Source organism: Sphingomonas faeni (assembly GCF_040407565.1).
Classification (GTDB): domain Bacteria; phylum Pseudomonadota; class Alphaproteobacteria; order Sphingomonadales; family Sphingomonadaceae; genus Sphingomonas; species Sphingomonas faeni_F.
Window position 1 is genome coordinate 307,774 of sequence record NZ_JAPZPR010000004.1, and the last position, 16,425, is coordinate 324,198.

Below are 16,425 nucleotides of genomic sequence, written 5' to 3' on the forward strand. Positions count from 1 at the left end.
ACCCGCCGCCGATCGTCTTCGAACATGGGCGAAGCATCGCCGCAACGCAGCTTCGATTGCATTTGCATTGCAGCGCGGTCGGCATCGGCGACCGTCAATATTTCGCACTGCTGTGACTGTTGGCGGCTGATCGCCATCGGCAGCGTCGCGATCGTCACAATCTAATTGACAATTTGCTTTGTATATTGGCAAAACGCGGGTGTCTCCCCGTTGATGCTGCTCGGTCGAAGCAGACGGCGGAGGATTGTGAAGGGCATCAGGGAAAGAGCCGTCCGGCATCTTGCCCTGCAGGAGGAGGAATTGAGGATGGCTGTTCGCCCCGTTTGTCGCACCGCGGTATCTTTGCGCACTCGAGCATTGGCGCGGCTCTTCGTTTCGGTCAGCTTGCTGGCAGGGACGGTCAGCATCGCGCATGCCCAGCAGGCGGCACCCGCTCCGGTCGCTGGCGGCAATCAGACCGCGCCGACGCAGCCGACGGGGATCGAAAACGTACCCGCCCCGGCCGCCGACGGCGCGCCCGCCACCGCCGCGCAGGATGCCGGCAACGCCGACGATATCGTCGTCACCGGCTATCGTCAGTCGATCGAGAAGAGTCTCAGCCGCAAGCGCGACGCCAATGCCTTTGTCGACGTGATCACCGCCGAGGACGTCGGCAAGTTTCCCGACAAGAACATCGCCGATTCGCTCCAGCGCGTACCGGGCGTCGTGATCGAGCGTAGTGGCGGCGAAGGCAGCCGGGTCAGCATCCGCGGCCTGCAGTCCGACCTGACGCTCACCGAACTCAACGGCAACTTCATCGCCGGGGCCGACAGCGGCGATCCCTCGCGATCGTTCAACTACGTGTTGCTGCCATCGAACATGATCGGCAGCGTCGAGGTGTTCAAATCGCCGGAAGCGCGGCTCGACGAGGGCGGCGTCGGCGGTACCGTCATCCTTCACACCCGTCGTCCGCTCGATCTCAAGCCATGGTCCGGCTTCGTGTCGATCGAGGGCACCGATTCCGACGTCACCAAGAAGATCGAGCCGCAGGCGTCCGGCCAGCTGTCCTGGCACAACGAAGACAAGACGATCGGCCTGCTGGTCGGCGGCACGTACCAGAAGCGCACCAACCGCGAGATGGATGGCTCGACCGAGAGTTGGCAGTGGTGGGCCGATGGCGGCCGCGGCGGTCCGACGCCGGCGACCGACGTCAACGGCAAACCCTTCGCCAACGACGATTCCGTTTCCTACTGGTCGGAGGACAGGGCGCCCACGACCCAGTCCGGCACGCATTACAACGGGTATTGGGCACCGCAGTCGGTCAACGAGACGATCGTCACCGAAAAGCGCGAACGTATCGGCCTCCAGGCGACGCTCGAACTGAAGCCGACCGACAATCTTCACATCACGGCGAATTATTTCCGGTTCCAGCTCAACAGCGATCGCCAGTCGAACTCGCTGAAGATTCCGGAATGGGGCTACGGCAATTTCTATACCGGTGCGCAGTTCGACAAGAGCGGCACGATCATGCAGTCGGCCACCTTTCAGGTGCCGGCGGCGGGGACTGGCTGCCTGACGAGAACGCCGATCTGCACGATGGAGACGCCGCAGATCTCCGGCAGCTACGCGCGGGAGAAGGATATTTCGAACACCTTCGACGTGCATGGCGAATGGACCAAGGACCGGCTCGACGTGTCGTTCGTGCTGGGCAAGACCCGCGCAACCGGCGGCCCGTCGGAGCAGTTCAGCGTCGCCGCCAAGCCACGCCTGACAGGGGCGGTAACCGCGAACGGCAACAACCTGAGCAGCTGGGATTTCAGCGACGGCGGGCTCAACATGGCGTTTTCGCCGGAGCTCCAGGCAAACCTCAATAACGGCATCGCGCAGATCGATACCGGTTCGACCGGCTCGGGCTTCACCAACAGTTCGATCCAGCAGCGCTATGCGCAGCTCGACGTCACCCGGCATTTCGACAGCTTCATCGACTCGGTCCAGATCGGCGGGAAGTGGCGTGACGGCAAGATCCGCCGCGAGACGGGCGAGCTCAACTGGTATGTGGATCCGGCGACCAAGCTCCGGTTCCAGGACACGCCAGGGGGTGCAGTCGCCAAGCCGAGCTTCTTCTACAGCGACGGGATCGGCAACATCCCCGGTGGGTTCAACGCGACGTCGTTTCCCGGCATCAACCTCACCGAATATCTCGGCTATCTGAACGCGACCTACGGCAATGCGGTCAAGGTCGCCCAGCCGCAGAACATGTACGACATCAACGAGCGTATCTGGGCAGGCTATGCACAGGTCAACTACAAGACCGGACCCGTCCGCGGTAATATCGGCCTGCGCGTGGCCAGCACGAAGCAGTCCGGCCGGTCGACCGATACGCTGTACTTCGAGAATGATTATTGTGTGAACGGGCCGGGTGGGCCGTTCGATCCGGCCGTGCCGCTCGGCGCCGACGGCAACTGCCAGGTCATTCCGCAGAGTCAGCGCGAAACGCGGGTCTTCGCGCCCGTTCTGGAGACCAAGTCGTACACGGATTTCCTCCCGAGCTTCAACATCGCCTGGGACGTGACCAGCAACGTCCTGGTCCGCGGCGCGGTATCGAAGGTCGTCGCGCGGCCGGCCTTCAACGATCTCGCCTCGTCACGATCGCTGAACTTCAACTCCCCGGCATACACCTTCGATCGCGCCCAGTTCGGCGAGCGCGTTGGCTGGTTCGGCAATGGCGGCAATTTCGATCTCAAGCCGTTCTCCGCATGGGCGTATGATCTCGGCGCCGAATGGTATTTCCATCGCGGCTCGGTGCTTGGCGCAGCCTTGTTCCGCAAGGACGTGAAGAACTTCGTGGTGCCGCTCGTCCTCGATCTGACCCAGACCGTGCAGGGCCAGGAGGTGCTCGTCCAGCAATACTCGACCCAGGCCAATGGCGGCAGCGCCGTGTCCGAGGGCATCGAGCTTTACGCACAGCATACGCTGGACTTCGGTCTCGGTGCGCAGGTGAACTTCACGTACAACCACACCTCGACCGCCGACGTGACGCTGAACGGCGAGAATATCGGCACCTCGCCGCTGGTCGGCAGCGCCAAGACCCAGTGGAACGCATCGGTATTCTATGAGAAGCACGGTGTGTTGCTGCGGGCCTCGTACAACCGGAAGGGCGAGCAGGTCGGCGGCATCGTGTCGGGCCTGAACGTCTACTCGGCGCCATACGAACAGGTCGATCTCAACGGCCAGGTCAACATCACGCCGCAGTTTTCGCTGACGGCCTCGGTCATCAACCTGACCAAGTCCGAGCAGAACGCGCATCTGGGGAACGATACCGACCTGCGCTATTATTCCAGCCAATATACCGGCCGCCGGTTCTACGCAGGCCTGCAGTATAACTTCTGACGATCGGCTGGCGGGGGTGGCAATTAGACGCCACCCCATCCCATGCCAGTCACCCATGTCATCGATGGGGGGTGTCGGAGACGGAACGGTGAGGGCCCAGAGAATATGATGACCAGAACCCGGACGGCGCTCTCCATAGCCGCAGCCTTGCTGGTGGCGGGCGTCGCCTATGCCGGTAATCCCGCCATTCCCGGCTGGTATGCCGATCCCGAGATCCGCCTGTTCGGCAACCGTTACTGGATCTATCCGACCTATTCGGACGATGCGGGCAAGCCCGATGTCTCGCCGAGGTTCTCGCCTTCGCAGGCGGTATTGCGCACCCGGCACACGATACGGCCGTCCTACACCAAGCAGACCTTCTTCAACGCCTTTTCGTCGCCCGATCTCGTTCACTGGACGCGGCACGACCATGTGCTCGACGTCGCGAACGTGGCGTGGGCAGGCTACGCCGTCTGGGCGCCATCGGTCATCGAGGCGAAGGGGCGCTATTACATGTTCTTTGCCGCCAACGACATTCAGAGCGATGCGGAAACCGGCGGCATCGGCCTCGCGGTCAGCGATACGCCGGGCGGGCCGTTCAAGGACGCGCTCGGCAAGCCGCTGATCGGGGCATTCCACAATGGCGCGCAGCCGATCGATCCGTTCGTGTACCGCGACGACGACGGGCAGGTGTATCTGTACTACGGCGGCTGGAAGCACTGCAACGTGGTACGCCTCAGCGCCGATCTGCGCACCGTGCTGCCGTTCGCCGATGGCTCGACCTACAAGGAGATCACGCCGCCCGGTTACGTCGAGGGGTCGTTCGTCATCAAGCGCAACGGCATCTATTATCTGATGTGGTCCGAAGGCGGCTGGACCGATGCCGACTACCGCGTCGCCTACGCGATGGGCAAAACCGCCCTGGGCCCGTTCAAGCCGATGGGCACCGTGCTGGCGCAGGACGAACACCTTGCGCGCGGCGCCGGGCATCATTCCGTCGTCAACGCGCCCGGCACCGACGACTGGTACATCGTCTATCATCGGCGCCCGTTGACCGACACCGTCGGCGAGCATCGCCAGGTCGCGATCGATCGGATGTATTTCGCCCCCGACGGCACGATCAAGCCCGTCGTGATGACCCGGCAGGGCGTTGCTGCCCTGCCGATCCGCGGCGCCCGGTGAGGCGACCCGCGACACTGCTCGGTCCCGCACCTTCCGCGTCGCCGACGAAACAGAAAATGCTCAGGGGAGAATTGCCTTGAAGACCCTCGTTCCCGCGTTGCGCGGCGCCGTCGCGCTCCTTGCCTGCACCGCTCTGATCGCGCCCCCGATCGGCGCCGCGATCGCGCGCGAGGCACCGCCGGCTGAGCCGGACGTCGCGCTCTCCGATCTGGTCAACCCGTTGATGGGGACCGATTCGAACCACGAGCTCTCATACGGCAACACCTATCCGGCGGTCGCGGTGCCATGGGGCATGAACTTCTGGACGCCGGTGACCGGCAAGCCCGGCAGCGGGTGGGGCTATATGTACCACGACCCCAAGATCAACGGGATCAAGCAGACCCACCAGCCCAGTCCGTGGATGAACGATTACGCCGCGTTCTCGCTGTTCGCGGAGACCGGCGAGCTCAAGCTGAAGGAAGACGAGCGGGCGAGCTGGTACAGCCACAAGGCCGAGGAAAGCCACCCGTACGACTACAAGGTCTATCTCGCCGACTATGACGTCACCGCGGAAGTCACGCCGACCAATCGTGCGGCGCAGTTCCGTTTCACCTTCCCGAAGAGCGATGACGCGCACATCCTGCTCGACGGCCTCGCGGGTGGATCGATGGTCAGGATCGATGCCGCCAATCGCCGCATCACCGGATACGTCCGCAACAATCACGGCGGCGTGCCAGGCAATTTCCACAATTATTTCGTCGCGCAGTTCGATCACGACTTCACCGTCAGCCGGACCTGGGACGACAATTGGCAGATGACCGCGGAGACGACGCGCGAAGGCGGGCATGTCGGCGCGGTCGTCAGCTTCAAGACGCGCGACGGCGAACAGGTCGGCGTGAAGGTCGCCTCGTCGTTCATCAGCCCCGAACAGGCGCAGCGCAATCTCGACAGCGAGATCGGCCGCGACAGCTACGCGCAGACCCAGTCGAAGGCGAAGGCGGCGTGGGAGAAGGAACTCGGCCACATCCAGGTCAGCGATCCGAACCTCGACAACCGCCGGACCTTCTATTCCGCGATGTACCGCATGCTGCTGTTCCCGCGCATGTTTCACGAAGTGAACGCGGCGGGCAAGACGGTGCATTACAGCCCCTATGACGGCAAGGTGCACGACGGGCCGCTGTTCACCGACAACGGGTTCTGGGACACCTGGCGCGCCGTCTTCCCCTACTTCGCGCTCGTCCGGCCAGACCTCGACGGACAGATCATGCAGGGTCTCGCCAACGCGTATCAGGAAGGCGGCTGGCTGCCCGAATGGATGAGCCCGGGGCAGCGCGACGTGATGATCGGATCCAATTCGGGCAACATCATCGCCGACGCCTACATCAACGGCGTGCGCGGCTTCGATGTCGAGAAGCTCTACGAAGCGATGGTCAAGAACGCGACCACCTCCGAAGGCCGGCCCCGCGACGTGAAGGGCAACGTGATCAGCGCGGTCGGGCGCGAAGGCGTCGAATATTATAACAGATACGGCTACGTGCCCTACGACGTCGGCATCAACGAAAGCGCCGCGCGCACGCTTGAATACGCCACCGCGGACTTCTCGCTGTCCCGCCTCGCCGCTGCGCTCGGCAAGACTGCGGACGCGACGAAATATGCCGCGCAGGCGCAGAACTATCGCAAGCTCTACGACGCGCAATCGGGCTGGATGCGCGGCCGCAACAAGGACGGCAGCTGGATGACGCCGTTCAACCCCTATGCCTGGGGAGACGCATTCACCGAGGGCAATGCGATCCATTACAGCTTCTCGGCGATGCAGGACGTGCAGGGCCTGATCGACCTGAGCGGCGGCGACAAGGCGTTCACCGACAAGCTCGATTCCGTCTTCACCCGGCCGCCGCTGTTCGACGACAGCTATTACGGGTCGGTGATCCACGAGACGCGCGAGATGCAGATCGTCAATATGGGCCAGTATGCGCATGGCAACCAGCCGATCCAGCACATGATCTATCTCTACGACTGGGCCGGCCAGCCGTGGAAGACGCAGGCGCATGCGCGCGACGTGATGGCGCGGCTCTATTCGCCGACGCCCGACGGCTATCCGGGCGACGAGGACAACGGCCAGACCTCGGCATGGTACGTGTTCTCCGCGCTCGGCTTCTATCCGGTCACGCCGAGCGTCGGCCAGTACGCGATCGGCAGCCCGCTGTTCCGCGCGGTCCGCGTCACGATGCCGGGCGGCAAGACGCTGACGATCGAGGCACCGAATAACGGACCGAAGAACGTCTACATCCAGTCCGTGACCTTCAACGGCAAGGCGCACGACAAGCCGTGGCTGTCGCGCGAGATGCTCCAGGGCGGCGGCACGCTGCGGTTCGTCATGGGGCCGACTCCCAACACGAACTGGGCGACCAGCAAGGCGAATGCGCCGTTCTCGATGAGCGCCCCGCAGGCACGGCCCTGAGCTGCCAGTAGGAAGACGGATCATGACCATGATAGATCGACGCGCCGTGATGGCCGGGACCGCGGCCGCCGGGATCACGGCGATGCTCCCGTCCGGCGCAGCGGCCGCCACGACGTCGGCTTTCGCCAGCAAGCGGCCGCCCAAGGCGCAGCGACGGTTCACCAGTCCGGCGGTGGAAGCGGAGATCGTCCGCGTGAAGGCCAAGATCGCCGACCCCGAACTCGCCTGGCTCTTCGAGAATTGCTACCCGTGCACGCTCGACACCACGGTGAAGCTCGGCGAGGTCGACGGCAAACCCGACGCGTTCGTGATTACCGGCGATATCAACGCGCTATGGCTGCGCGACAGTTCGGCGCAGATGCAGACCTATGTCCACCTGGCGTCGAAGGATGCGGGGCTGCGACGCGTGTTCCACGGGCTGATCCAGCGTCAGGCGCGGTGCATCCTGCTCGATTCCTACGCCAACGCGTACATGGAGGATCCGACCGCCAGGTCGAACCTGTCGGCGATCAACGACAAGACCGACATGAAGCCGGGCGTCGCCGAGCGGAAATGGGAAATCGATTCGCTTTGCTACACGATGCGCCTCGCGCACGGATATTGGACCGCGACCCACGACAAGGCGCCATTCGACGCGCTCTGGGCGCAGGGCGCCGCCCGTGCCGTCGCGACCTTCCGCGAGCAGCAGCGCAAGGACGGACCGGGGCCGTATCACTTCCAACGGGTCGATCCATCACCGACCGAAACGCTGATGCTGCGCGGCTATGGCGCACCGACGCGCAAGGTCGGTCTGATCCATTCGGGCTTCCGACCCTCGGACGATGCTTGCGTGCTGCCGTTCCTGATCCCGTCGAACCTGTTCGCCGTGTCCGCGCTGAAGATGCTCGCCCAGGTCTACCGCGAAGCGCGCGGCGACACCGCCGCGGCGCAGGATTGCCTCGCGTTGGCGACGGAGGTTCAGGCCGCGCTCGATGCGCACGGCAAGATGGCGGATGGCAAGGGCAGCGAAGTCTGGGCGTTCGAGGTCGACGGTTTCGGCAACGCCATCTTCATGGACGATGCGAACGTGCCGAGCCTCTCGGGACTGCCGCTGATCGGCGCGGCAGACCGTACCGATCCGGTGTTCCGGCGTACGGCGGCGCTCGCCTGGAGCAGCCGCAATCCCTATTATTTCGAAGGAACCGCGGCGAAGGGGATCGGCGGGCCGCATATCGGGCTGGACCAGATCTGGCCGATGTCGATCCTGACGCATGCCATGAACAGCGACGACGACGCGGTCATCCGCCAGTGCCTGCGCTGGCTGAAGACGACGCACGCCAACACCGGTTTCATGCATGAGTCCTTCGACAAGGATGATCCGGCGAAGTTCACGCGGACGTGGTTCGCCTGGGCCAACGGGCTGTTCGGCGAGCTGATGCTCGATCTCGAACGCCGCAAGCCGGCGTTGCTTGCCGAGCATTACTGACACAGTACGAAGGATATACGCGATGACGACCGCCAATCGCCGCGAGTTGCTGCTCGGTACCGGGCTCGCCTCGCTCGCGGGCGTGCTCCCCGGCGCGGCTTGGGCAGCAACCGCTGCGCGACCCGCCGCGGGGAAACCCGACCTGTTCGTCGGCACCGGAGGTCACGGCCACACCTTTCCGGGGCCGTCGCTGCCGTCCGGGATGGTGCAGCTGGGCCCCGATACCGACAATGCGCGCTGGGATGCCTGCTCGGGGTATCACCGCGACGACGGCTCGATCATGGGATTCTCGCATACCCATCTGTCCGGCACCGGCATCGGCGACATGCTCGACGTGCTGGTGGTGCCGTCGCGTGGGCCGCTCAAGCTGGTTCCGGGTGCGCTCGACAAGCCCGACGAAGGGTATCGCCAGCGTTTCTCCGACGAGTTTGCCGAGCCCGGCTATTACCGCGTGCGGCTGGAGTCCGGGGTACTCGCCGAACTCACGGTCACCGAGCGGACCGGCCAGCACCGCTACCACTTCCCTGCCGGCGAGGGCCACATCCTGATCGATCTGGCGCACATGATCCAGGACGTCTGGGACAAGGGCACACTGATCGACGAGGCGTCATTGCACCTCGATGCCGATGGTCTGCTCACCGGCAGCCGGCGTGTCCACCGCTGGGCCAAGGGCCGGCGGATCCATTTCGCGATGCGGTTTTCGCGCCGTCCGGACCGCGTGACGTTCTTCGGCAACGGCGACGTGCCAGCCGCCAAGGGCGCGACCGGAATCACGGGCGATCGCCTCAAGGTCGCTTTGTTCTTCGACGATGCCGGTCGTGCGCCGATCGAGATAAAGACCGGCATATCGGCGGTCGACGTCGCAGGCGCGAAAGCCGCACTGGCTGCCGAGGCGCCGGGTTGGGCGTTCGACGCCACCCGCGCAGCGGCGGCGCGGCGCTGGGCCAGCGAGCTCGATGCCGTTCGTGTCGAGGGTGGAACGCCCGAACAGCGGACGATCATGGCGAGCGCACTCTATCACGCGTTCCTGTCACCGACCTTGTTTACCGATCGGGACGGCCGATACGTTGGGCTCGACCGGCAGGTGCATACCGTGCCCGCGGGCGAGGCGGCCTTCAGCGCCTATTCGCTGTGGGACACGTACCGTGCGCTTCATCCGCTGCTGACGTTGGTGCGGCCCGACCGGGCCGGATTGTTCGTTCGCGATCTGGTTCGCCAGACGATCCAGAGCCCGGCGGGGCCACCGGTTTGGCCGCTGCAGGGCGTCGAGACCGCCTGCATGATCGGCTGGCACGGCGTGTCGGTGATGGCCGAGGCTTGCGCCAAGGGCATCAAGGCGGATTATGCCTCGGCCTGGCCGCAGATCCGTCGCCGCGCGTTCGATCGCACCTTCAAGGACGTCGACAGCACGCTGGGCCGCGGCTTCTATTACGACCTCGGCTTCGTCCCCGCCGACAAGACCTGGGAGTCGGTCAGCCGCACGCAGGAATATGCCTATGACGACTGGGCGATGGCCGTGCTCGCCGACGCGGCCGGCGCGCATGACGACGCCAGGACGTTGCGCAAGCGCAGTCTCAACTACCGCAACGTCATCGATCCCGGCATCGGTTTTGCCCGACCGCGGTTCGCCGATGGCAGCTGGTGGAAGGACTATGATCCGATCCAGCTCGGCCACCAGCCGGACAAGCAACGCGACTATACCGAGGCGAATGGCTGGCAGGCGACGTTCCTCAACCAGCATGACAGCTACGGGCTGATCGCGATGTTCGGCGGCGACCAGGCGTTCGAACGCAAGCTCGATGCGCTGTTCACGGCGCCCTCGACCATGCCGCGCAACGCGCCGCCCGATATTTCGGGACTGGTCGGCCAATATGCGCACGGCAACGAGCCGGATCAGCACGCGGCCTATCTCTACGCTTTCGCAGGCGCGCCGTGGAAGACGCAGGCGATGGTGCGGCGCCTGCTCACCGAGATGTATAAGGCGGCGCCGGACGGCGTGATCGGCAACGACGATTGCGGCCAGATGAGCGCGTGGTTCGTGTTGTCGTCGCTCGGCTTCTATCCCGTCGATCCGGTCAGCGGCGTCTATGTATTCGGCTCGCCGCTGTTCGACATCGCCGACGTCCAGCTTGGTGGTGGCAGGACGCTCCGCGTTCGCGCGATCGGCAATGCGGCCGACCGGCCCTATGTTCAATCGGTTCGCTGGAACGGCAAGCCGTGGACGCGGAACTGGATCCGCCATGCCGACCTCGTACAGGGAGGCGAACTCGTCTTCACTATGGGCGACAGGCCGTCGCGGTTCGGTGCCGCGAAACAGGATCGCCCGCCATCCTATGGTGTAGGACCCGCCTGAATTTCGCAGGCATCCGGCGACAACGTCGTCGATCTCAAAAAAGAACGCTCCGGGACCTTGCGTCCCGGAGCGTCGAAAGACCGCAACGCCGGCTAGGGGTGCGCCGGCGTACGGATCTCGGCCCGTCGGGGATTGGGCAGAGCGGGGGAAACCGAGGAAACGGAAGGGGGAGCGTCGCGGATCTCGCTACCCCAGGCGGTGTTGGGCGTCGGACCCATCCGTAGCACGAGCGTCGCGCCGTCCTTGATGTCCGCATGACGGAACCAGGGCCTCGTCCACGGCCGCCCGTTCATCGTGGCGGACTGGATATACATGTTCGTCGGCGAGTTGTTGAGCGCGGTGATCTCCAGCGTGCGGCCGGTACCAAGCTTCAGCTTCACGTCGTCGAACCCAGGGCTGCCAAGCACGTACACGTCGCTCGACGGATCGACCGGATAGAAGCCCATCGCACTCATCGCATACCAGGACGACGTCGCCCCTTGATCGTCCATCCCCGGATACCCGTATCCCGACGCGTCGCTGCCGTAGAGCGTGTCGAGGATACGCCGCGTGATCGCCTGCGTCTTCCACGGCTGCCCACTCCAGGCGTAGAGATAGGGGGCGTGCTGATCGGGCTGGTTGCCCTGGACATATTGCCCGATCATGCCCGTGCAATCGCGGCAGATGCCCTTGGGAGTGTAGGGTGTCGCAAAGAACCGATCGAGTTTGACGTTGAACTTCGCGCGTCCGCCGAGCAGCGTTTCGAGCCCCGCGACGTCATGCGGCACCAGCCATAGCGTCGACCAGCCCGACGCTTCCTTCATCATGAAATTATAATAGGGTTCCTGCGGGTCGAACGGCGCGATCCACTTGCCGTCGGCAGTGCGGCCGCGAACGAAGCCGATCGAACGGTCGAAGACGTTGCGGTAGTTCAGGCTGCGCTGACGAAACAGTGCCGCGTCGGCGCTCTTGCCAAGCCGATCTGCGAACTCCGCCATCGCCGCGTCGTCCCAGGCATATTCCAGCGTCGTCGCCGCGCCTGCCTTACCGCCAGCATAGGGCGGGCTCGGGTTGCCGGCCGGGATCTCGTCGGCGATCCAGCCCTGGCGCTGATATTCGGCGAGATAGCCGCGCGGCCCCTTCGGGTCGGTCGCGTTGCGGCGGAGATAGTCGTAGACGGCGGCGTAATCGAACGGAATGCCGCGCTTCCACGCGCCCAGATACAGGAAGACCGCGTTGTCGCCGTGGAACGACGTGTTCATGTAGCCGCGCTCGCGGGCCATATCGAGTTCGGAGCGCATCACGTTGGCGATCACGTCGGGCTCGAGCAGCTCCATCAGCACGATCTGGTTGCGGCCGGTATCCCAGAACGGCACCGGACCGTAGCGATCATAGGTCGCCGTCTGGATGCGGCCGCTGGCGTCGGTGAAGCTCTCGCCCTTGGCCGCGATCAGCCGCGGACTCGCGAACGACTGGAACAGCGTCGAATAGAACAGCATCCGCTGCTTGGCCGTCCCGCCGGTGACCTGCGCCTTGTCGAGCAAGCTGGCCCATGCCGCGCGTGCTGCCTCGTGGACGCGCGCGAAATTCCAGTCCGGCAGTTCGTGGTGCAGACGTGCCGCGGCGTCGGCGTAGCTCGTGCCGTGCGCGATCCGCATCAGGATCTTGTCGCCCGCCTTGGTCGTGAACGTCAGATAGCCACCCGCGAACGCGCCCGTGATGCTGCGCCGGCTCGCCGCGACGTCGGCTTCCCCGATCCCCCAGCCCTTGCGATCGACACGCCCCTGGAAGGTTCCGAAGCGCGCGAACGGCGTCGAGAATTCGGCGACGAAATAGCGTCCGCGGTCCTGTTCGCGGTCGCTGTCCGCCGCAGACACACCGCGGATCATGCGATCGCCGACGATCTCCACCGCGCCGCCCGCGCGGCGCAGGTTGACGATCAGGTTCGATCGCTCGCTCGCCGGGAAGGTGAACTGCATCAGGGTCGCCGAGCGCGTCGCGGTCAGCTCGACCGCGGTGCGAAACGTGTTGAGATAGACCGAATAATAGCCGGGCGAGGCGATCTCGCGCGCCTTGTCATAATAGGATTGGCTGTAGGCGGGCGGCACCGTCCAGTCGCCGACCACCGGCATGATCATCGGCTGCGCGCGTCCGCCATAGGATGGCCCGCCGCCGCCGGTGAAGCCGATCATGGTCGGGTTCGGGTAATTATACGGGGCCGGGACGCCGTTCGGGTAGCTCAGCTCGAGGTTGACGTTGACCGGGGCCGCCTCCGTCGCACTGTGGGGGAATCGTGCGCCGGCCGAGGTGATGCCGGAATAGACCGGCTCGCCGGGCGGTGGTGCGTTGCCGATCAGGTCGGGCCGGTCGAGCGGCGCGGTGCCGACCAGCGGATTGGCCTCGTCGACGGGATCTCGAGCGGCGACTGCGGTGGTCTGGGCATGCACACCCGGCAGCAGCGTGAGCATCGTCATTGCTGCGATGCAGCATTGGCGAGCGCGACGTGCAGCATCGGCATGACGTGAGCGAGGCCGGGTGACGACGCGATCAGCTTTCATGTGCCATCCATCCCTGCCGCTGCTGATTACCTGCTCTCTGACGGAGCGACAGCCGATCCCGATATTTATTTAATAAAAAAGGTTGTTTGTCAATTGAGCGAACTGCCGGGAAATGCTTAGATCCCGTCATGTCCAGACTCATCATCCTTTCGCTGTTGCTTTCGGGATCGGCGCTGGCCCAGGCGGTTTCAACGCGGCCGATGCCAACGCAGCCGATGCCGCCCCGCGCGGCTCAGGCGCAGACACCATCCGCGCCCGTTGACGCGGTCGATCCGTTCATCGGCACGGGCGGGGAGGGGCATACCTTCCCCGGCGCGACCGCGCCGTTCGGCATGGTCCAGCTCAGCCCCGACACCGACACGTCGTGCGAAATCCGCAAATGCTATGGCCATGCGGCGGGCTATCGCTACGACGACCCGACCATCCAGGGCTTCAGCCACACGCATTTCTCGGGCGCGGGCCATTCCGACCTCGGCGACGTGCTGGTCATGCCCGTATCGGGCGCGACCGTCTCGCTCGATCCCGGCGATCCGACCCTCCCGGGATCGGGCTATCGATCGCGGTTCGCGCACGCGACCGAGGAAGCGCATCCCGGCTATTACGCGGTGACGCTCGACGACGCGAAGGTCCGCGCGGAAATGACCGCGGGCACGCGGATAGGCGTGCACCGCTACACATTCGCAGCGGGCGCGCAGGCGCATCTCGTCATCGACCTGCGGAGTTCGCTGTACAATTATCCCGGCAAGATCTCCTGGTCGTCGCTGCGATTGATGCCCGACGGCACGCTGACCGGGATGCGCGAGACGCGCGGCTGGGCGCCGGGACGCAAACTGTACTTCGCGATGCGGTTCTCGGCACCGATCGCCGATCACGCCTTCGTCAATCGCGAGGCCGACATTCCCTACAAGGGATTCCAGGGCCCGAGCCGCGGTTCGGATGCGGTCGCCGAGACGCTCGGCCGCGCGCTGGAGGCAAGGCTCGATTTCGGCAAGCTGAACACCCCGCTGGAGGTACGCGTCGCGCTGTCCGGCGTCGACGAGGCGGGGGCGATCGCCAACCTCGCTAGCGAACCTGGCAATTTCGATACGGTCCGCGCGGCGACGCGGTCGGCGTGGGACACGGCCTTGGGCGCGATCGCGATCGATGCGGCCAAGCCGATGCGGACCAGCGTCTACACCGCGCTGTATCACAGCCTGCTCGCGCCAAGCGTTTGGAGCGACGCCGATGGCCGCTTCCGCGGGCCCGACGACCAGGTTCACGTCGCCGACGGCTACATCTTCCGTTCGACCTTCTCGCTCTGGGATACGTTCCGGGCCGAACACCCGCTGCTGACGCTGGTCCAGCCTGCGCGCACCACCGACGACGTCGTCCGCTCGCTCGTCGCCAGCCGGCGGTTCAGCCCCTACGGTATCCTGCCGGTCTGGCAGTTCGCCGGGCGCGAGACGTGGACGATGATCGGCTATCACGCGGTACCGGTGATCGCCGACGCGTATCTGAAGGGTATGCGCGGCTACGACGCCAATGCGGCGCTCGACGCGATGGTCGCGAGCGCGGAATACGCGCCCTATGGCGGGCTCGGCGAGTACATGAAGCGCGGCTACGTCCCGATCGACAAGGAGCCCGAAGCGGCCTCGAAGACGGTCGAATATGCCTATGACGACTGGACGATCGCGCGGATGGCGCGGTCGCTCGGGCGGACCGATGTCGCCGACCGGTTCGAAAAGCGCGCGGGCAACTGGCGCAACAGCTTCGACGTGAAGACCGGGTTCCTGCGCGCGCGCAAGGCCGATGGCAGCTTCCGCACGCCGTTCGATCCGACCGCGATCAATTATGGCTCGGATTATACCGAGGGCAACGCCTGGCAATATTCCTGGTTCATGCCGCACGACCAGGGCGGGCTGTTCCGCCTGCTTGGCGGTGATACCAAGGTCGTCGCCAAGCTCGACGCGATGTTCGACTTCGACAATTCGAAGATCGACTACAGCCATGCCGAGGACATCGCCGGGCTGATCGGCCAGTATATCCATGGCAACGAACCGAGCCACCACGTCGCGTATCTCTACGATTTCGCCGGCAAACCTTGGCGCACGCAGGAGCGGCTGAAGCAGATCGTCGACAGCCAGTACAAGCCGACGCCGGACGGACTATCGGGGAACGACGATCTCGGCCAGATGTCGGCCTGGCTCGTGTTTACGGCACTGGGTTTCTACCCGGTCGCGCCGGGCACCGGCGAATATGTGATCGGTCGGCCGTTCGTGAACCGCGCGGCGATGACATTGCCCAACGGCAAGCTTTTCACGGTGATCGCGGACGGGCTGTCGGATACCAACCGCTATGTCGGCAGCGTTACGCTGAACGGCGTACCGCTTGCGAAGAGCGTCGTCACGCATGCGCAGATCCTCGCAGGGGGAGAGTTGCGCTTCACGATGCAGGCTACCCCGAATACGCGCTGGGCAACCGCGAAGGCGGCGCGTCCCTATTCGATGACGCCGTACTGATCGGATCGCGATCGCTCTCGATGTGCGCCGGGCGGGTCACCCGGCGGTGCGATCATGGACCGGGAAATTGGCTCATGGCGCACGATCCGTGGCATCGGGGAGCGCGACCTCGGCGAAGTGACGCCGGATATAATTCAGCTTCGGGTCGATGTAGCGGCGACAGAACGGCCGGGACGGGTCGGTCCGGTAATAATTCTGGTAGCGCCCGTCCGACGGCTTGAAGCCGAGGAAAGGCAGCACGAGCGTGCGGGACGCCGCGCCCGTCTCCGTTGCAAAACGGGCGATCGCGCGCATTGCCGTGTCGCGCTGCTCTGCCTCGAAGACATAGATCGCGCTTCGATACCGCCCGCCCGGCGAATAGGTCCCGTTCGCCGAATGCGTCCTGAGGTGAACCTCGGCCAGTATCTCCAGGCTGACCACCCCGGGGTCGAAGCTCACGATCACGCCCTCCGCCCATGTGTCGGAAGGCGCCTCCGACTGGATGAAGCCTTGCGCAACCTGAAGGACGCCCTTCAGCGCCTGGAACACGCCTTCGGTGCACCAGTGACACCCCCCGCCAAAGCCGATCTTTTCCACTGCCAACCTTCCGCACCCGTCGTGCG

8 protein-coding genes are annotated in these 16,425 nt (G+C 64.9%); 6 read left to right on the forward strand and 2 right to left on the reverse strand.

The genetic code is table 11. The features are described from left to right. Window positions 1–357: 357 nt before the first annotated feature. From O6Y00_RS10420 to O6Y00_RS10440, 5 genes are all read left to right on the forward strand, one after another. Window positions 358–3,369 carry a TonB-dependent receptor gene (locus tag O6Y00_RS10420; protein WP_353442516.1) on the forward strand — a complete coding sequence of 1,004 codons (3,012 nt, stop codon included), beginning with the start codon at window positions 358–360 and terminating at the stop codon, window positions 3,367–3,369. A gap of 108 nt (window positions 3,370–3,477) precedes the next feature. Next, entirely contained in the window at window positions 3,478–4,530 is a 1,053-nt protein-coding gene (locus O6Y00_RS10425) for a glycoside hydrolase family 43 protein (RefSeq protein ID WP_353442517.1), read from the forward strand. 76 nt (window positions 4,531–4,606) lie between these two features. After that, window positions 4,607–6,970, forward strand: coding sequence for a GH92 family glycosyl hydrolase (locus O6Y00_RS10430; RefSeq protein WP_353442518.1), 2,364 nt, complete (start codon window positions 4,607–4,609; stop codon window positions 6,968–6,970). Between the two features lie 28 nt (window positions 6,971–6,998). Next, complete coding sequence (locus O6Y00_RS10435) at window positions 6,999–8,435, forward strand: glycoside hydrolase family 125 protein (RefSeq protein WP_353442687.1); 1,437 nt, start codon at window positions 6,999–7,001, stop codon at window positions 8,433–8,435. A 22-nt stretch (window positions 8,436–8,457) separates the two neighbouring features. Next, on the forward strand, window positions 8,458–10,788 hold the full coding sequence (locus O6Y00_RS10440) for a GH92 family glycosyl hydrolase (RefSeq protein WP_353442519.1): 2,331 nt from the start codon (window positions 8,458–8,460) through the stop codon (window positions 10,786–10,788). Between the two features lie 92 nt (window positions 10,789–10,880). On the opposite strand, the gene O6Y00_RS10445 is transcribed toward O6Y00_RS10440, so the two are convergent. Beyond that, on the reverse strand, window positions 10,881–13,325 hold the full coding sequence (locus tag O6Y00_RS10445; protein ID WP_353442520.1) for a GH92 family glycosyl hydrolase: 2,445 nt from the start codon (window positions 13,323–13,325) through the stop codon (window positions 10,881–10,883). Between the two features lie 200 nt (window positions 13,326–13,525). Between O6Y00_RS10445 and O6Y00_RS10450 the strand changes: the two genes are divergently transcribed. Then, on the forward strand, window positions 13,526–15,823 hold the full coding sequence (locus tag O6Y00_RS10450) for a GH92 family glycosyl hydrolase (protein ID WP_435368616.1): 2,298 nt from the start codon (window positions 13,526–13,528) through the stop codon (window positions 15,821–15,823). Between the two features lie 72 nt (window positions 15,824–15,895). Here the strand turns inward: O6Y00_RS10450 and O6Y00_RS10455 are convergent, their stop codons facing one another. Continuing rightward, a complete protein-coding gene (locus O6Y00_RS10455) occupies window positions 15,896–16,399 on the reverse strand; it encodes a peptide-methionine (S)-S-oxide reductase (RefSeq protein WP_353442522.1) in 504 nt (167 codons plus the stop codon). Between the last annotated feature and the right edge of the window lie 26 nt (window positions 16,400–16,425).